This window comes from Rhodococcus sp. NPDC006774 (genome assembly GCF_040636045.1).
Classification (GTDB): Bacteria; Actinomycetota; Actinomycetes; order Mycobacteriales; family Mycobacteriaceae; genus Rhodococcoides.
In genome coordinates this window covers 203,148-216,873 of record NZ_JBEYIW010000002.1, presented here as the reverse complement: position 1 = coordinate 216,873, position 13,726 = coordinate 203,148, and the positions used below count along the sequence as shown (strand labels likewise).

Annotated in this window: 17 protein-coding genes; 14 read left to right on the top strand and 3 right to left on the bottom strand. The window is 63.4% G+C overall.

Annotated features, from left to right (window positions below; genetic code table 11):
- Together ABZ677_RS04065 and ABZ677_RS04060 are read left to right on the top strand one after the other, a co-directional pair.
- A complete protein-coding gene (locus ABZ677_RS04065; RefSeq protein ID WP_358366778.1) occupies nt 1-1,029 on the top strand; it encodes a hypothetical protein in 1,029 nt (342 codons plus the stop codon).
- A gap of 317 nt (nt 1,030-1,346) precedes the next feature.
- Nucleotides 1,347-1,916: a hypothetical protein gene (locus tag ABZ677_RS04060; RefSeq protein WP_358366777.1), complete on the top strand. Its 570-nt coding sequence runs from the start codon at nt 1,347-1,349 to the stop codon at nt 1,914-1,916.
- 38 nt (nt 1,917-1,954) lie between these two features.
- Here ABZ677_RS04060 and ABZ677_RS04055 read toward each other — a convergent pair whose 3' ends face one another.
- Nucleotides 1,955-2,899, bottom strand: a complete 945-nt coding sequence (locus ABZ677_RS04055; protein ID WP_358366775.1) for a zinc-binding dehydrogenase — start codon at nt 2,897-2,899, stop codon at nt 1,955-1,957.
- 72 nt (nt 2,900-2,971) lie between these two features.
- Between ABZ677_RS04055 and ABZ677_RS04050 the strand changes: the two genes are divergently transcribed.
- The 3 genes from ABZ677_RS04050 to ABZ677_RS04040 all read left to right on the top strand — a co-directional run bounded on the left by ABZ677_RS04050 (nt 2,972) and on the right by ABZ677_RS04040 (nt 5,598).
- On the top strand, nt 2,972-3,601 hold the full coding sequence (locus ABZ677_RS04050) for a helix-turn-helix domain-containing protein (protein WP_358366774.1): 630 nt from the start codon (nt 2,972-2,974) through the stop codon (nt 3,599-3,601).
- A 97-nt stretch (nt 3,602-3,698) separates the two neighbouring features.
- Complete coding sequence (locus ABZ677_RS04045) at nt 3,699-4,361, top strand: TetR family transcriptional regulator (RefSeq protein WP_358366772.1); 663 nt, start codon at nt 3,699-3,701, stop codon at nt 4,359-4,361.
- Between the two features lie 103 nt (nt 4,362-4,464).
- Entirely contained in the window at nt 4,465-5,598 is a 1,134-nt protein-coding gene (locus tag ABZ677_RS04040; RefSeq protein ID WP_358366770.1) for an NAD(P)/FAD-dependent oxidoreductase, read from the top strand.
- On the opposite strand, the gene ABZ677_RS04035 is transcribed toward ABZ677_RS04040, so the two are convergent.
- Nucleotides 5,599-6,168: a CGNR zinc finger domain-containing protein gene (locus ABZ677_RS04035; protein WP_358366768.1), complete on the bottom strand. Its 570-nt coding sequence runs from the start codon at nt 6,166-6,168 to the stop codon at nt 5,599-5,601.
- 66 nt (nt 6,169-6,234) lie between these two features.
- On the opposite strand from ABZ677_RS04035, the gene ABZ677_RS04030 reads away from it, so the two are divergent.
- The 3 genes from ABZ677_RS04030 to ABZ677_RS04020 all read left to right on the top strand — a co-directional run bounded on the left by ABZ677_RS04030 (nt 6,235) and on the right by ABZ677_RS04020 (nt 8,376).
- Complete coding sequence (locus ABZ677_RS04030; RefSeq protein WP_358366766.1) at nt 6,235-6,651, top strand: hypothetical protein; 417 nt, start codon at nt 6,235-6,237, stop codon at nt 6,649-6,651.
- A gap of 532 nt (nt 6,652-7,183) precedes the next feature.
- The gene (locus ABZ677_RS04025; RefSeq protein WP_358366764.1) at nt 7,184-7,468 is read left to right on the top strand and encodes a hypothetical protein; all 285 of its coding nucleotides are present in this window, start codon (nt 7,184-7,186) and stop codon (nt 7,466-7,468) included.
- Nucleotides 7,469-7,581: 113 nt separating this feature from the next.
- On the top strand, nt 7,582-8,376 hold the full coding sequence (locus ABZ677_RS04020) for a hypothetical protein (protein ID WP_358366762.1): 795 nt from the start codon (nt 7,582-7,584) through the stop codon (nt 8,374-8,376).
- A 2-nt stretch (nt 8,377-8,378) separates the two neighbouring features.
- Here the strand turns inward: ABZ677_RS04020 and ABZ677_RS04015 are convergent, their stop codons facing one another.
- Nucleotides 8,379-8,786, bottom strand: a complete 408-nt coding sequence (locus ABZ677_RS04015) for a hypothetical protein (RefSeq protein WP_358366761.1) — start codon at nt 8,784-8,786, stop codon at nt 8,379-8,381.
- Between the two features lie 200 nt (nt 8,787-8,986).
- On the opposite strand from ABZ677_RS04015, the gene ABZ677_RS04010 reads away from it, so the two are divergent.
- From ABZ677_RS04010 to ABZ677_RS03985, 6 genes are all read left to right on the top strand, one after another.
- On the top strand, nt 8,987-9,964 hold the full coding sequence (locus ABZ677_RS04010) for a bile acid:sodium symporter family protein (RefSeq protein WP_094740144.1): 978 nt from the start codon (nt 8,987-8,989) through the stop codon (nt 9,962-9,964).
- A 207-nt stretch (nt 9,965-10,171) separates the two neighbouring features.
- Nucleotides 10,172-11,152: an NmrA family NAD(P)-binding protein gene (locus tag ABZ677_RS04005; RefSeq protein WP_358366759.1), complete on the top strand. Its 981-nt coding sequence runs from the start codon at nt 10,172-10,174 to the stop codon at nt 11,150-11,152.
- The gene (locus ABZ677_RS04000) at nt 11,149-11,934 is read left to right on the top strand and encodes an SDR family oxidoreductase (protein ID WP_358366757.1); all 786 of its coding nucleotides are present in this window, start codon (nt 11,149-11,151) and stop codon (nt 11,932-11,934) included. The genes ABZ677_RS04005 and ABZ677_RS04000 overlap by 4 nt, the downstream gene beginning before the upstream one ends.
- 57 nt (nt 11,935-11,991) lie before the next feature.
- Complete coding sequence (locus tag ABZ677_RS03995; protein WP_358366755.1) at nt 11,992-12,708, top strand: TetR family transcriptional regulator; 717 nt, start codon at nt 11,992-11,994, stop codon at nt 12,706-12,708.
- Nucleotides 12,709-12,821: 113 nt separating this feature from the next.
- Nucleotides 12,822-13,241, top strand: a complete 420-nt coding sequence (locus tag ABZ677_RS03990; RefSeq protein WP_094703074.1) for a DUF4234 domain-containing protein — start codon at nt 12,822-12,824, stop codon at nt 13,239-13,241.
- Between the two features lie 31 nt (nt 13,242-13,272).
- Nucleotides 13,273-13,707 carry a GNAT family N-acetyltransferase gene (locus tag ABZ677_RS03985; protein ID WP_358366753.1) on the top strand — a complete coding sequence of 145 codons (435 nt, stop codon included), beginning with the start codon at nt 13,273-13,275 and terminating at the stop codon, nt 13,705-13,707.
- Nucleotides 13,708-13,726: the final 19 nt, after the last annotated feature.

The following is a 13,726-nucleotide window of genomic DNA, read 5'->3' as shown; positions in this document are numbered from 1 at the left end:
ATGACCCTCCGCTCCCGTCTGCTCACCGTTGCCGCAGCCGCCGCGATCGCCGTCGGCCTCTCGACGCCCGTTGCGCATGCGGCACCGCCTGCCGGCCTGGGCTTCACTGGCGGCGCACCGTTTCTGACGCTCGACGACGCCACACTGAACAACGAACTCGGTGCCGGACGCGACATCGGTGCATCGTGGGTACGGGTGGTCGTGAACTGGGCAGCAATCGAGACAGCACCGGGTGTATTCGACTGGGGCAACACCGATCGCGTGATCAACGCGGCGACGGCGCAGGGCTACTCGGTGCTGGCCGTGCTGGGTGGAACCCCCGGATGGGCGCAGGGCGGCATCGCTTCACCTCTGCCCGGTGCAGTTCCGCTGGATCCCAATGCCTTCGGTGCATTCGCCGGCGCGGCCGCGGCGCACCTCGGTGAGCGCGTCGACCACTACGAGGTGTGGAACGAGCCCAACATCCCCACCTTCTTCGCACCCGTCGACGCCGTCCGCTACACGAACATGCTGCGCGCGGCGTACCCCGCGATCCACAACGCCGACGCCGGAGCGACCGTGCTGAGTGCCGGACTGGCGACGACGATCAACGCCGGAGCCTGGACCGTCGCGCCGGTGACCTTCCTGCAGCAGATGTACGCCGCCGGAGCGGGCGGATTCATGGACGCCGTAGCCATGCACCCCTACACCTTCCCCTTCACCGTCGAGAACGACCCCAATGGCCAATGGGCACAGGTGGATCAGGCCTACGGCACGATGGCGGCCAACGGCGATGGTGGCAAGAAGATCTGGATCACCGAACTCGGCGCACCCACCGGAAACGGTCCTATGTCCGTCACCGAGGATGCACAGGCCGCGATCATCGGCTCCAGCCTGGCCAAGGCGTCGTCGCTGCCTTACGTCGGCCCGGTCTTCGTGCACTCCCTGCGTGACTCGGGCACCAACCCCGGCGACTCCGAGCAGAACTACGGACTACTGCGCTCGGACTTCAGCGCCAAGCCGGCATACGACGTGGTGCGGGGGTCGTAGAGCTGGGCAATGGGATGCCCGGACGATCGAAGCGCACCTCAGCGTTCACTTTCGCACTGTGCACGCGGAATCCCGCGCACTCGACTCGATACCGAACACTCAGGTCCGGTCATCCGCTCCTGAGGCAACTTCTGCTCCACTCCGCTCTCGCGTATCGCGGTGATCGACTCTCATCCGGAAGGGAGTCGTCCGATGAGTGTGCCGACCCGAGCCGGCCGCATCGATCATTCCGCTGACAAGATACGAACAACAGACAATCGAAGAGCATGCATCATCGGCGTCAAAGCGGGAACTGCACAGATATGCAGGAGGGAACTGTGACCTTCGAGTACTCGACCCTCGACGAGGCGGTCCGCAGTGAAAGACCGGTCGTGTTGCCGGAGACACCGGACCTGAACCGGACCGACGGCGCGGTCATCTGGCTCTCCGGCGTCCACGTCTATTCGTTCGGAGTGATTCTCCTGGTCGCTGCTCTGACCGAACAGTCGGATTACGGCCTCGCGCTGAGCGATTACGACACAGCCGACGGATGGCCGGACGAGATAGCACCGATTCGGTTCGGGATCGAATTCTCGGACGGCACGGCTATTTCGTTGGACCGCGCCGCGCCAGCCGGGACCGTCCTCGAGGTTCGGCACAGTTCGGGCAATGCCGGTTCACTACAGGCCACCGTGTTTCTCCATCCCATACCTCCACCCGGACCCGTTCGGATCATCACCGCCATCCCGAAGCTAGGCGTTTCCGAGGCCGAAGCCAGCATCGATGGTCGACAGATCATTTCGGCCTCGGAGAGTGTGGAGCGCTTATGGACCACCATGCCACGGACATCGCGCGGACTGGGCGGAGCGGGGCTGCGCGGCGGCAGCTGGTTCAGCCGCTGGGATTGAAGGTTCTGATTCTCGCCTGACGATCGAATTCGCGCTTCTTACGGAGTGAGCACTATTCGGCCGAATACCTGCCCATCGTCCATTCGCTGATGAGCCTCGGCTGCACGATCGAGTGTTAGTACCTCGTCGACGACAGCGTGAAGGCGGCCGGGTGTGAAGAGGTCTGCTCGCACTCGGTCTCGTTCGGCTGTCGGGACGGTGTCGAGGCTCAGCGTGCTGACCGTCAACGATCGTCGGAAATTGCGCATCAATGCCGGGCCGATCTCGGCCGGTGGACCTCCGACGACACCGACGACAACAAGGCGTCCGTTATTGGCGAGCCGTTCCACGAAGTCCGGAAAGTTTTGCCCAGCAACAATATCCACGATCACATCGAACATGTCAGGCCCGCCGCCGTGCCCATCGCGATCCAACACGTGAGTAGCTCCGAACGATCGGAGCTTCGCACCGCGCTCGGCCGAGGACGTCGTGACCGACACCGACGATGCTCCCACGCTCGCGGCCAACTCCACTGCAGCGATGCCGATACTCCCGCTTGCCCCGCGCACCAGAACCGACTCACCTCGAGCGAGTCGCGCACGATCGAGCGCGAAATACGCCACCGCACCGGCAGATCCGAGCGTGACGGCATCGATACTGGATAGGCGCTCGGGCAATGCCACCACGTCGGCCAGATCGGCGACCGCCTGTTCGGCGTAGCCACCTCCCATGCCGGTGAACGCCCACACCCGTCGCCCCATCCAGCTCACGTCCACACCGTCGCCGATATCGGTGATCACACCTGCTATCTCGCTGCCCGGGATATGTCCGGCACTCAGCCCGAGGGTTCCGAGGGTGCCACGTCGGACGATGGCGTCGACGCCGCCCACTCCGATTGCCTCCGTGCGAATCTGGACCTGCCCTGCCAACGGAACGGGCGTCGGCACGTCCACGACCTGCATGCCGTCGGAACTTCCGAACGTCTGTATCGCTATTGCCTTCACATCTGCCTCCGGTCGATTCGAGTTCCGCCGACGGTAGTGGACACCCCCGTCCGTTTACGTAAAGTGAGAGCCATGGTCCAAGAATTGACTCGCCTACGCTCCGATGCCGAGAACAACCGGGACCGCATAATCGAGGTTGCGCGCGAGGTGTTCGCCTCGGACGGGCTTGCAGTATCCATGCGCGAGGTTGCGCGCCGAGCCGACGTCGGCCCCGCCACGCTGTATCGTCGCTTCCCGACCAAGAAGGACTTGATCCTCGAAGCGTTCCTCGCCGAGTTCCGTCTGTGCCACAACATCGTTGCGAGCGGGTGTGCCGATCCAGACCCGTGGCGCGGGTTGTGCAGCGTGATCGAACGACTCAGCGAGCTCAATGCGAGGAATCAGGGATTCACCGAGGCGTTCATGGCCGAGTACCCCGGCTCCGTCGATCTCTCGACGCATCGCAACGATGCCCTACGCGGGTTCACCGGACTCGCGGCCCGCGCGCAGCGCCAGGGGAAACTGCGATCCGATTTCGTCGTCGACGATCTTGTCCTCTTCCTCAGCGCCAACCGGGGACTCTCGACTCTCTCGACCGAGGACCGAGTCCGCGCCGCCCGACGATTCGCGGCCCTGATGATCGACGGATTGCACGCGTCGCCGACCAACCAGACGTTGCCGACCTCGCCCCGACTCGGAATGAGTTCCCTACTGCGGGGTTGACACTGCCCTGAATTCGAGATGCCCCAGGAGCACACTCAGCGGGTCTGGGCATCGCATCAGGCATGGAACAACGTTCCAGTTATGGCAGGATCTGCGCATGACGAACAGGAAGCCGGCATCCGCTCGACGTTCCGATGCTCTGTCGAAACAACGCATCGTGCAGGCAGCGATCGAGACGCTCGATGAGGGTGGCACCGACGCTTTGACGTTTCGCACCCTCGCCGCACGTCTGTCGACAGGCCCCGGAGCGCTGTATCACCACGTCGGCAACAGGGATGATCTGCTCGCGGCATCGGCCGAAACCGTCATGGCATCGGTCTTCGAGTCATCGCCCGAGAACGGTGCGGCAGAACCCGGTGTTCGCGGACTGATGATGAGAGTGTTCGACTTGATCACCACGCGACCATGGGTGGCCACGCAACTCTCCGCCGCTCAGTGGCAGCCTGCCGTGTTGCATCTCTTCGACCGCATCGGCACCGAACTCGACGCACACGGAGTTCCGCACAGTGCCCAGTTCGACGCCGCTTCCGTGCTTCTGTTCCACGCGATCGGGGTTGCAAGTCAGCGCGATGCCGGCATGCAACTGTCCGCCACGGTGACGGACCGCTCGGCATTTCTCGACTCCACACGCGTAGCGGTGACGGACACGGGCGACTATCCGTTCCTCACCCGGATCGCGTCGCAATTCGCCGGCCACGACGACAGAGAGCAGTTTCAGGCCGGTCTCGACATCATCCTGGCGGGCATCGACCGCGGCTGAACCGCACGAAGTCCACCACGCCCATTTCTGCCCCAGTTGACATCCTTGGAACACTGTTCCATTCTTGCTTGGAACAGTGTTCCAACAACGGGCGGAGACATCCATGAGTACATCCATCACGATCATCGGCGCAGGACTCGGCGGCCTGGTTCTGGCACGGGTACTGCACGTTCACGGAATCGCCGCCACGGTGTACGAGGCCGACGCCACGGCCGACGCCCGCACACAGGGCGGGCAGCTCGACATCCACGAGCACGACGGGCAGATCGCGCTTGCCGCGGCCGGGCTCACCGCGCAGTTCCGCGCCATCATTCACGAGGGAGGCGAAGCGACACGCGTACTGAACCCGAACGGCGAGGCTCTGTTCGACGAACCCGATAACGGCACCGGGGGTCGACCGGAGGTGCTGCGCGGGGACCTGCGACGCATTCTGCTCGACTCACTGCCGGCCGACACCGTCCAATGGGGGCACAAGCTCACCTCCGTGCGCCCACTGGGCAACGGGCAACACGAAATCGAGTTCGAGAACGGAAGCACCACCGTCAGTGATCTGCTCGTCGGTGCAGACGGCGCGTGGTCACGAGTCCGACCGCTACTCTCCGCCGCCGTGCCCGAGTATGTGGGCACCGTCTTCATCGAGACCTACCTGCACGACGTCGACGCACGACACCCTGCCACCGCCCGCGCAGTCGGCGGTGGTGCACTGTTCGTCCTCAGCCCGGGCAAGGGGCTCACCGTGCACCGTGAGGTCGGCGGCATTCTGCACACGTACGTTCAACTCAACCGCAGCACCGATTGGATCGACGCGATCGACTTCAGCGATGCGGCCTCCGCCAAAGCAACGGTCGCAGCCGAGTTCGATGGGTGGGCACCGGAATTGACGGCGTTGATCACCGACGGGGAGACCGCGCTGGTTCCCCGGAGGATCTTCACGCTGCCCAATGACCACCGCTGGGAACACACCCCGGGAGTAACACTTCTGGGCGATGCCGCGCACCTGATGCCTCCATCCGGAGACGGCGCGAATCTGGCAATGTTCGACGGTGCCGAACTCGGTCGCGCGATCGCCGCTCACCGCAACAACTTCGACGCAGCTCTGCCCGACTTCGAGGAGGCCATGTTCACCAGAAGTGCAGCGGTGGCAATCGAGGCACATGAAACGCTCGACCTGTGCCTCGGGGAACAATCGCCCTATGGACTGATCGACCTGATCTCCGGCGTCACCAACAGGGTGTAATCACTTGTCGCCGAGCGCATTTCTGCGCTGGCGATGATTGGCGACGTTGATTCGGTTGCCGCACAGGTCCGGCATGCAATAGCGACGTCGGCCGCCACGACTGACATCGACGAACACGCCATTGCACGTCGGTGACGCGCACGCGCGGAATCGCTCGAACCCGAGCATGCGCAGAGCGCTCAGCAGGGCGTAGCCCGTGAACACGGCCAGTTCCTGCGCCACCGTGACGACGCCCTCGGTTGTTGCTTGCCAGCGCCAGACATTGCCCTCGAGTTCGACGAGTTCGACATGATGCGGAACCGTCGACAGCAGCTCATGCGTGAGGTCGACCAACTCACCCGGTGACGGGGCGTCGACGATCGGTCGCAGGCGCTCACGAAGAGCCCGTACCTCTTCCAGATCGCGTTCGTCGAGCACTGCCGTGTCGACGCCGTTCGCGACGAGAAACGATTGCAGGGCACGGGGGTCGCTCAATTGGTCGCCGGCGACCACCCACACCGTCGGCGACGTGTTCACCAGTTCCGTCGCGAACGCGGCACCCTGGGTGTAATCGTCCAAAAGGGCTTGCACCCCTTACCTCCTGTCGCTACCGTAACCGAATAAGACCACTTTACTCCCTTACGGACGGATCTCGGCATGACGACGCGACAGCACTGCAGCTCCACCGCCGACGGCTGCGGGCATCCCCTCACCGACGAACTCGCCGACGCACGCGATCACCTACGCCGAGCGACGACATCCGCGTCCCGAGCACCTCTGGTCGGTGCCGACCTGTACTGGGCCCTCGGGGTGCTCGCCCAATGCACATCAGCCGTCAACGACGTCATCGAAAGGATCGGAACCGACGCAGGTGAGCAGCTGTCCGGCGGTTCCGCTGAGGACGCTTCCGGCCCGATCACGACGGCACGCGATACCGCGCTGGTCTCTGCGGTCCTCGCCCTCGCCACCGCGTCGGCCCGTTGCCAGCCGGTGACAACGGCCGTCACCGACGCCCAGGTTGCCGTCACCGACCTCGGTTCGGTTCCTCGCCGTCAGGACGGTCTCGGCCGCTGAGTGCCGGTAGAACGAGAAGAGCAGATCGGTAGGTCGAGCAGGGACCGAGGCTCGGGGTGCTACATGCCGTTGCTCACGATCGCCCACGGATCCGACGATTCCGTCCTCGTCTAACCCGGCGAAAAACCGCCCACATCAATGGAAATCCACAAGGAGGCCAGAAGTCCGTAGACCGCAGTGAAAGATCCAACGGCGCACACGCTCACCCAAGTCGACGGGCGCGCAGCCCACACGATCAGTCCGTAGCAGCCGTACACGGCAATCGGCGGAATCAACCAGGTGAGCCAATAAGTTACAGGTACATCAGGCGCACTCGCGCCTCGATCTCGAACCGGCACAGCGAAGATCGACGGAAGATCCGGTGCCACTCTCAGTGCCCACACGGCCCCCACAACACCCAGGGCACCGCCGACAACAAGGGCGACACTCGTCAGGAGTAATTCGAGAAGTTCGCGGTTGGTTTCGCCCCGATTCTCGTTGTGCACGCAACCAGACTAGGACCTGACCGTCCGCATTCGGTCATGATGTACCGGTGCCGACTACCGATCCGTTCCACTCACTCGTTCTGATGAACGCAGTGTTCGCCTCAGCCGCATGGTGTCTGGCCAAGCCCTCGTGGTCCGCAGCGATATCGCTGAGCGTTGTCTCGGTGTTGTGGCTGTTCTTCAACGCCCCCATCGAAGGTGCAGTGTTGTACGTGGTCGACGCCGACAGAGGGTTGACCGAGTCCGACTTCCTCACGCTCGCTGGGGTGATCCTGGCCGGGGTGACTGTTGCCAGAGTCCGACGCGGTCGGCAATCGGACGTCGACTCCTGACTAATTGGTGCTCTACTCGATGCAACAACTGCGGCTCGTCGGTCGCGATGTAGTACTGCAGATGGATGTGCTCGGGGGTACCCGGTGATTGACTCTCACCCGTGATTCGTCCGATGAATGTGTCCCTCAACCGAAGCCGCAACACGATCGTTGTGTTGACATGCGCCGGAGCGGCGTTGGTGGCCGCGTTCGTACTCGGCCCAGCCGCGTTGCTACGCGGACGCTATCCGCAGTTCCAGGATCAATCCGTGATGAGTGAGCTGCTCGGCCGCGGCTTGCTCGAATACTGGGGTAGCGGTGTTCGCACCTATCCTCCCGGCTTGGCGGAGATGGTGAACTACTGGTTCGAGTGGCATGCAATCAAGATCGTCATCTCGGTTCTGCTGACCGTCGTTCTCGGTCTGCTCGCGGCGACTCTGTGGCGACGATCTCTCGCAGCCGGCGTGGGATACACGATCGCTGCCGCCAGTGCGACTGCGCTCTCGATGTTTTCGGTATTCCTGGCTGTGCTCAACATTCAGTCCACGGTTGCACCCGTGGTCGCGCTGCTTCCGATGCTCTCGGATGACAACGCGGACGGGCGAGCTGCGCAGTCGCTGATCGAGAACGGTGTGCAGAGCGAAGACACCAGGCCTCCTCTGCTCGAGCTGCTGACACAGGTCGAGCACTACAACTGGGCAGTGATAGTCGCTACCGCCGTGGTGATCGCGGTAGTCGCTACCGGAACAGTGATCGCGTTCCGTCGGTACCGATCGACGGACGCGACCGACAGCCCACGTCGTCGAATGTTCGTCGTTCTCGGATCGCTCGGCACCGCGATGACCGTCGTGATGGCGTTGCTGTTGATCGCAGCCGCCGTGGCGGTCGTCGATCCTGGGGCAGCCCTGCTCGGAGCTGTCGGTCTGTGACTCTATTGCCGGCTGCGATCGCGGGCACGTGTGCGGAACTGGCCGATCGCGAGGACAGCCAGCGCGACCCCCAACAGCGTGAGGGGAATGTGGGCGAGGGGAGCGTAGATGTCGAGTACGACGATTTGCCACACCACCCACCCGATGGTCACCAGTCCCACCAACGCCACGTACACCGCAGCTTCGGACGCGTCGACGAGCACGGCAGCCACGCAGATCAACGGTCCGAGCCCGAGAAAGAACAGCACGAACAAACCGGAGATGCGGTAGTCCCAGGTGTGCCAACTAGGCAGCATTCCGACGTTCAACCCCAACGACCGCCCACTGGGGTCGGAGGTCAACGACATCCCGTTGAACGTCCCGGCTGCGCCCAGCAGGATCAGCAATGCCACCGTCGAGAGCTTGTTCACGGTGACCTCATGCGTTCGTCGTCCTTCGGTTGTGGCCGGCAGCGGTTCACGTAAAGGTTGATACTGCCAGAACAAGGCCGCTCGGTCTTGTTCTATTCGAGAGTCCTGCGACGTGGAGACCTGCCTGTCGAGGCTGCGGTTACGCTCGGTGGGTTGCGCGCCCGCCTTGGGGAGTGCCCCGACCGCACAGGAGACTCCGCGTGCCCAAGCTGAAATCCGTCAGCGAGTTCACCGGCAAGTGGTTTGCCCTGATCGTCGTGGCGGCGGGTGCGCTGGCCCTGATCACTCCCGATACGTTCAGCGGCGGCACTCCGGCCGTTCCGTGGCTGTTGTCGATCATCATGCTCGGCATGGGAATGACGTTGCGGCTCTCCGACTTCGCGGTCGTTGCCCGACGACCGTGGGCACTGTTGCTCGGCGTGGCCGCACAATTCGTCGCGATGCCGCTGCTCGGTCTGGGAATCGCCAACGTGCTCGGCCTCTCTGCTGCGCTGACCGCAGGCATGGTGCTGGTCGGTTCGGCTCCGGGCGGTACTGCGTCCAACGTGATGGTCTACCTCGCCAAGGGTGATACCGCGCTGTCGGTGGCCATGACGTCGGTGTCCACGTTGCTCGCTCCGATTCTCACGCCGCTGCTCGTGCTGTGGCTCGCCGGCGAATTCCTGCCGGTCGATGCGGGCGGGCTGTTCGTCTCGATCCTGCAGATCGTGCTGATTCCCGTCGTACTGGGAGTTGTTCTGCGCCTGCTGTTTCCCGCAGCCATCGACCGCATGCTCGACGCGCTGCCGTTGATCTCGGTGGCGGGGATAACCGCGGTGGTGCTGTTCGTGGTTGCCGCCAGCGCACCGACATTGCTGTCCATCGGAGCCCTCATCGTCCTGGCCGTCGTGCTGCACAATTCGCTGGGACTCGCCGTGGGATACGGCATCGGCAAGGCGTGCGGCCTCGACGTCGCCAGCCGACGCGCGATCAGCATCGAGGTCGGGATGCAGAATTCCGGCTTGGCCGCGGCGCTCGCATCGGTGCATTTCAGCCCCGCGGCAGCCCTGCCCGCGGCCATCTTCTCGGTGTGGCACAACGTCTCGGGCTCACTACTCGCCAGCTACTGGTCTCGGCGATCGATCGAACCGCAGCCGGCCGAACGCGCACCGGAGTCGACACACACGACGACCGAGTAGGGCCTGCACGCTGGATTACACACAGAATCCGGTGCAGCTGACCGCGCTGAGCGCGGTCAGCTGCACCGGATTTTTCGGTTCTGCTTCATGGGATTCCCCCACGCAGATTCAGTGCTCTCGATTCAGAGCCCCTTGCGTTATGTGCACTTGCTATGCAATATGTGCATAACGCTCAGTGTCCGCCGAGCTCAACGTCGAGGAGGCCCCATGATCACAGTGACCAGTGCCGCGGGTGGTGTCGGCCGCTTGCTCGTTCGACAGCTCGCCACGCAGAAAGTGCCGGTTCGGGCGTTGGTCAAGAACACAGCGCAAGCGGAGACCACCCGCAAGGACGGAGCGACCGAGGTCGTCGTCGGTGACCTCCGGTCTCAGGACACGCTCCATACCGCCCTGGCGGGGACCGACGTCCTTTACCACGCTGCACCGACGCAGATCATCGACGAAAAGCCGATCATCGATCACCTGATTGCAGTGGGACCGGCAAGTGGGTTGAAGCACATAGTTTTCCATTCCGTAATCCACCCGAACCTGCATCAACTGACGCACCATCACCAGAAGGACATCGCCGAAGGGATGCTGCGAGACAGTGGAATTCCCACTACGGTGCTCAGGCCGTCGCACTACATGCAGAACTACTTGGAAGTGTGGAAATTTCTACAGGCCGGAGTCATGCCCTACCCGGTGTCACCGGACAGCGTCATGGGCGTTGTCGATGTAGCCGACGTCGCCGAAGCGGCCGCGAACATCCTGATAGACCCATCGCCGCACACCGGTCGCGTCTACGACCTGTCCACCGTCGAGCTCACGCGTCACGAGATGGCAGAGATCTGGTCCGATGTGCTCGGCCACAAGGTAACTGCCATTCGGATCCCGCCGTCGTCGCTGACGAACTCACTGACGGTGCTGCCTGCACTCGCCTCGGTCGTCGGACACGCGTTGCTCTCGACGAAACTGAAATCTGTCGGCCACCTCGTTCGTGGTGCCCAGGCTGCGTCCAATCCGCGTGACATGAAGAATTGGCCCGCCGACGCACGCACGGCCTACCGCACGATGATGACCCACTACGACGGCCACGGCCTACCGGCAGGAGACTTGAAAGTTCTCCCGACGCTGCTCGGCCACGCTCCCACGTCGTACGAACAGTTCGCACGACGCTCGGCCGCCGAGCTCGGGCGGTCGGATCGATGATCCGCCGAGGCCCTCACTACCGTCCCGGCCGGTCGTTGGTCACCGGCGCGAGTTCCGGAATCGGTGCCGAGTTCGCCCGGGCGCTGGCCGCACGAGGGTCCGATCTCGTACTCGTCGCACGGCGAGAAGACCGACTGACGGCTCTGGCGAAGGAGCTCGAGCAGGCATACGGAATCCGTTGCCGCACAGTGTCCTGGGACCTGTCGGAAAAATCGAGTGGCCGCCTCTTGCGTGAATTGGTGCCCGAGCAGATCGATCTCGTCGTCAACAATGCGGGGTTCGCCGTACAGGGACCCTTCGCAGACGGCAATGCCGATGACTTCGAACGTCTTGTCGCCGTCGACATCCGCGCTGTCGTGGACATCTGCTCGGCGTTCCTCCCGGACATGATCGACCGCAGGGACGGGAACATCGTCAACGTGGCCAGCACGACTGCTTTCCAGCCCGTACCGTCGCTCGCTGTGTACGCGGCCGCCAAAGCCTTCGTCCTGAGCTTCAGTCAGTCCCTGTGGTTCGAATCGGCACAGAACGGAGTCAGAGTGTTCGCACTCAACCCTGGCCCGACCCGCACCGAATTCTTCGATGTCATCGGAATCTCCGCCGCAGCGACCGGTACCTACCAAACACCGAACGAGGTCGTGGCCACTGCAATGCGCGCACTCGATGCGAAAAGATCTCGACCGCAGGTGATCTCGGGCCGGCGAAACACCGTTCAAGCCATCGCGGCGAGTCTCGTCCCCGCGCGGATTCTCTTGCCCGCCCTCGATCGCATGCTTCGCTAGTTCGACTCCGAACGCGACATTTTCCCGACTCTCCCACCGAAATGTAGTGTCACGAATATGGCCAGGGTCTCCAGATTCACACTCGCCGATCGGCAGGCAGCGGTAGCGCGCGCCTTCGGTGGTGCCGAAACCCCAGCGGCCGTAGCGACGTCGCTGGGCATCCACACCACTACGCTCTATCGCTGGGCCGGGTCGTCGCCCACCGACGATCCAGGGCCCGCACCGGCCAGACTGGTCGAGGCCACCCAGGAACTGCTGCGTCACGACGACTACGCAGACATCACGATCGAAACCGTCGCTACTCGCTGCGGTCTCGCACTGAGAACCGCATATCACCACTTCCCCACCAAACGAGAGCTATTCCAAGCCGCAGTCGACGACGCCGCTAGCGTGCTGATAGACCGTATTCACGACAGGTCGGTTGCGACCACGTGGCCGGACACCCCACTCGAGCAATTGCAGACATTTCTTCGCATCGCGGCCGCGAGCATCTACGACACCCCGCGTACCCATGTGCTGTTCCGCAATCTCGGAGTACCGAGATCCGAGGGCTCGGCAGAACGCTGGCACGACAGTTTCGTCGACGCGATCGCCCAGCTACTGAGTGCCGCCGCAGAGGCCGGTCAAATCGACCGCGACACAGACATCGTCGCTGCCGCCCACCTGATCACCGGTGCGATGCGAGGGATACACAGAGCAGTATTCGAGGGCGCGGACGCTGGCACTGCGTTGAGCCTGGTCGAGAGAGTTCACTTGTTGGTCCCACCGCGCTGACATTCGGTGTGGGCCGATGCCCCGTGGAGCAATCAAACCAGGACACAATACCGCTCGACGTGCGAGAATTGTCCGGTCCACGAGCAGGCCGTTCGACAAGGTTGGGGAGCATCATGACCGGTCCGGTTACCCAAGGAAGCGCGATGAAGCGGCGCAATCCCGTTGTCGTCTGGATCCTGTTGCCGCTCATCACTCTCGGCATCTACCACTTCGTCTGGTACTACCTCATTCACCGCGAGATGGCAGACTTCGACCGTCGGAAGGTCAACGCACCCGTCGCCGGGCCACTGCTGGTTCTACTGCTGCTCGGCTGGACGATCATCGCGCCGCTGATCAGCTACTACAACACCGGAAACCGCATCGCCGACGCCCAACGTGCGGCCGGCCTCCAGCCGACGTGCAGCTCGATCGTCGGCCTGCTACTCACGTTCGTGTTCGGCTTGCAGAGCCTCTACTACCAGCTGGAACTGAACAAGATCACGGCGCGATACAACGACGCTGCACCGGGAACCGTTGTGCCGCTTGCGGTGTGACGATCGAGATCGACTCTGACGAAAAGGACCAATGCCTTCCCTTCACCATGCTCCGCTTGCCGGCGTAGAGCCGAGCACGCTGTACCGAATCATGGCGCTTCGGGTCGCGGTGTTCGTACACGAACAGAAGATCGTCGACGAGGCCGAACTCGATGGCGTGGACCTACTTCCGACGACGGAGTTGTTCTGGATCCAGGACGACCACGGCGAGGTATTGGCCACCCTCCGCGTCCTCGTCGAGGACACGGTCCACATCGGCCGCGTCGCGACCGCGGCTGCGGGTCGTGGACGCGGCTATGCAGGAGAACTCGTCGAGGCCGCGCTGACGGCATACCCCGGGGTGGTCGAAATCTCCGCGCAGGCGCACCTCGAAAACTGGTACGGGCGCTTCGGATTCGTTCGAGTGGGAGAGAACTACCTGGAAGCGGGAATCCCGCACGTGAAGATGCTGACCCACGCCGGTTGAGTCAGGGCCGACTTCGTGG

Excerpts from the sequence above, each read along its gene's own strand:
- ABZ677_RS04005 (WP_358366759.1), top strand. The coding sequence starts at position 10,172 with ATGATCACAGTGACCAGTGCCGCGGGTGGTGTCGGCCGCTTGCTCGTT.
- ABZ677_RS04045 (WP_358366772.1), top strand. The coding sequence starts at position 3,699 with ATGACGAACAGGAAGCCGGCATCCGCTCGACGTTCCGATGCTCTGTCG.
- ABZ677_RS04000 (WP_358366757.1), top strand. The coding sequence starts at position 11,149 with ATGATCCGCCGAGGCCCTCACTACCGTCCCGGCCGGTCGTTGGTCACC.
- ABZ677_RS04050 (WP_358366774.1), top strand. The coding sequence starts at position 2,972 with ATGGTCCAAGAATTGACTCGCCTACGCTCCGATGCCGAGAACAACCGG.
- ABZ677_RS04020 (WP_358366762.1), top strand. The coding sequence starts at position 7,582 with ATGAATGTGTCCCTCAACCGAAGCCGCAACACGATCGTTGTGTTGACA.
- ABZ677_RS04030 (WP_358366766.1), top strand. The coding sequence starts at position 6,235 with ATGACGACGCGACAGCACTGCAGCTCCACCGCCGACGGCTGCGGGCAT.
- ABZ677_RS03995 (WP_358366755.1), top strand. The coding sequence starts at position 11,992 with ATGGCCAGGGTCTCCAGATTCACACTCGCCGATCGGCAGGCAGCGGTA.
- ABZ677_RS04040 (WP_358366770.1), top strand. The coding sequence starts at position 4,465 with ATGAGTACATCCATCACGATCATCGGCGCAGGACTCGGCGGCCTGGTT.
- ABZ677_RS03985 (WP_358366753.1), top strand. The coding sequence starts at position 13,273 with ATGCCTTCCCTTCACCATGCTCCGCTTGCCGGCGTAGAGCCGAGCACG.
- ABZ677_RS03990 (WP_094703074.1), top strand. The coding sequence starts at position 12,822 with ATGACCGGTCCGGTTACCCAAGGAAGCGCGATGAAGCGGCGCAATCCC.
- ABZ677_RS04065 (WP_358366778.1), top strand. The coding sequence starts at position 1 with ATGACCCTCCGCTCCCGTCTGCTCACCGTTGCCGCAGCCGCCGCGATC.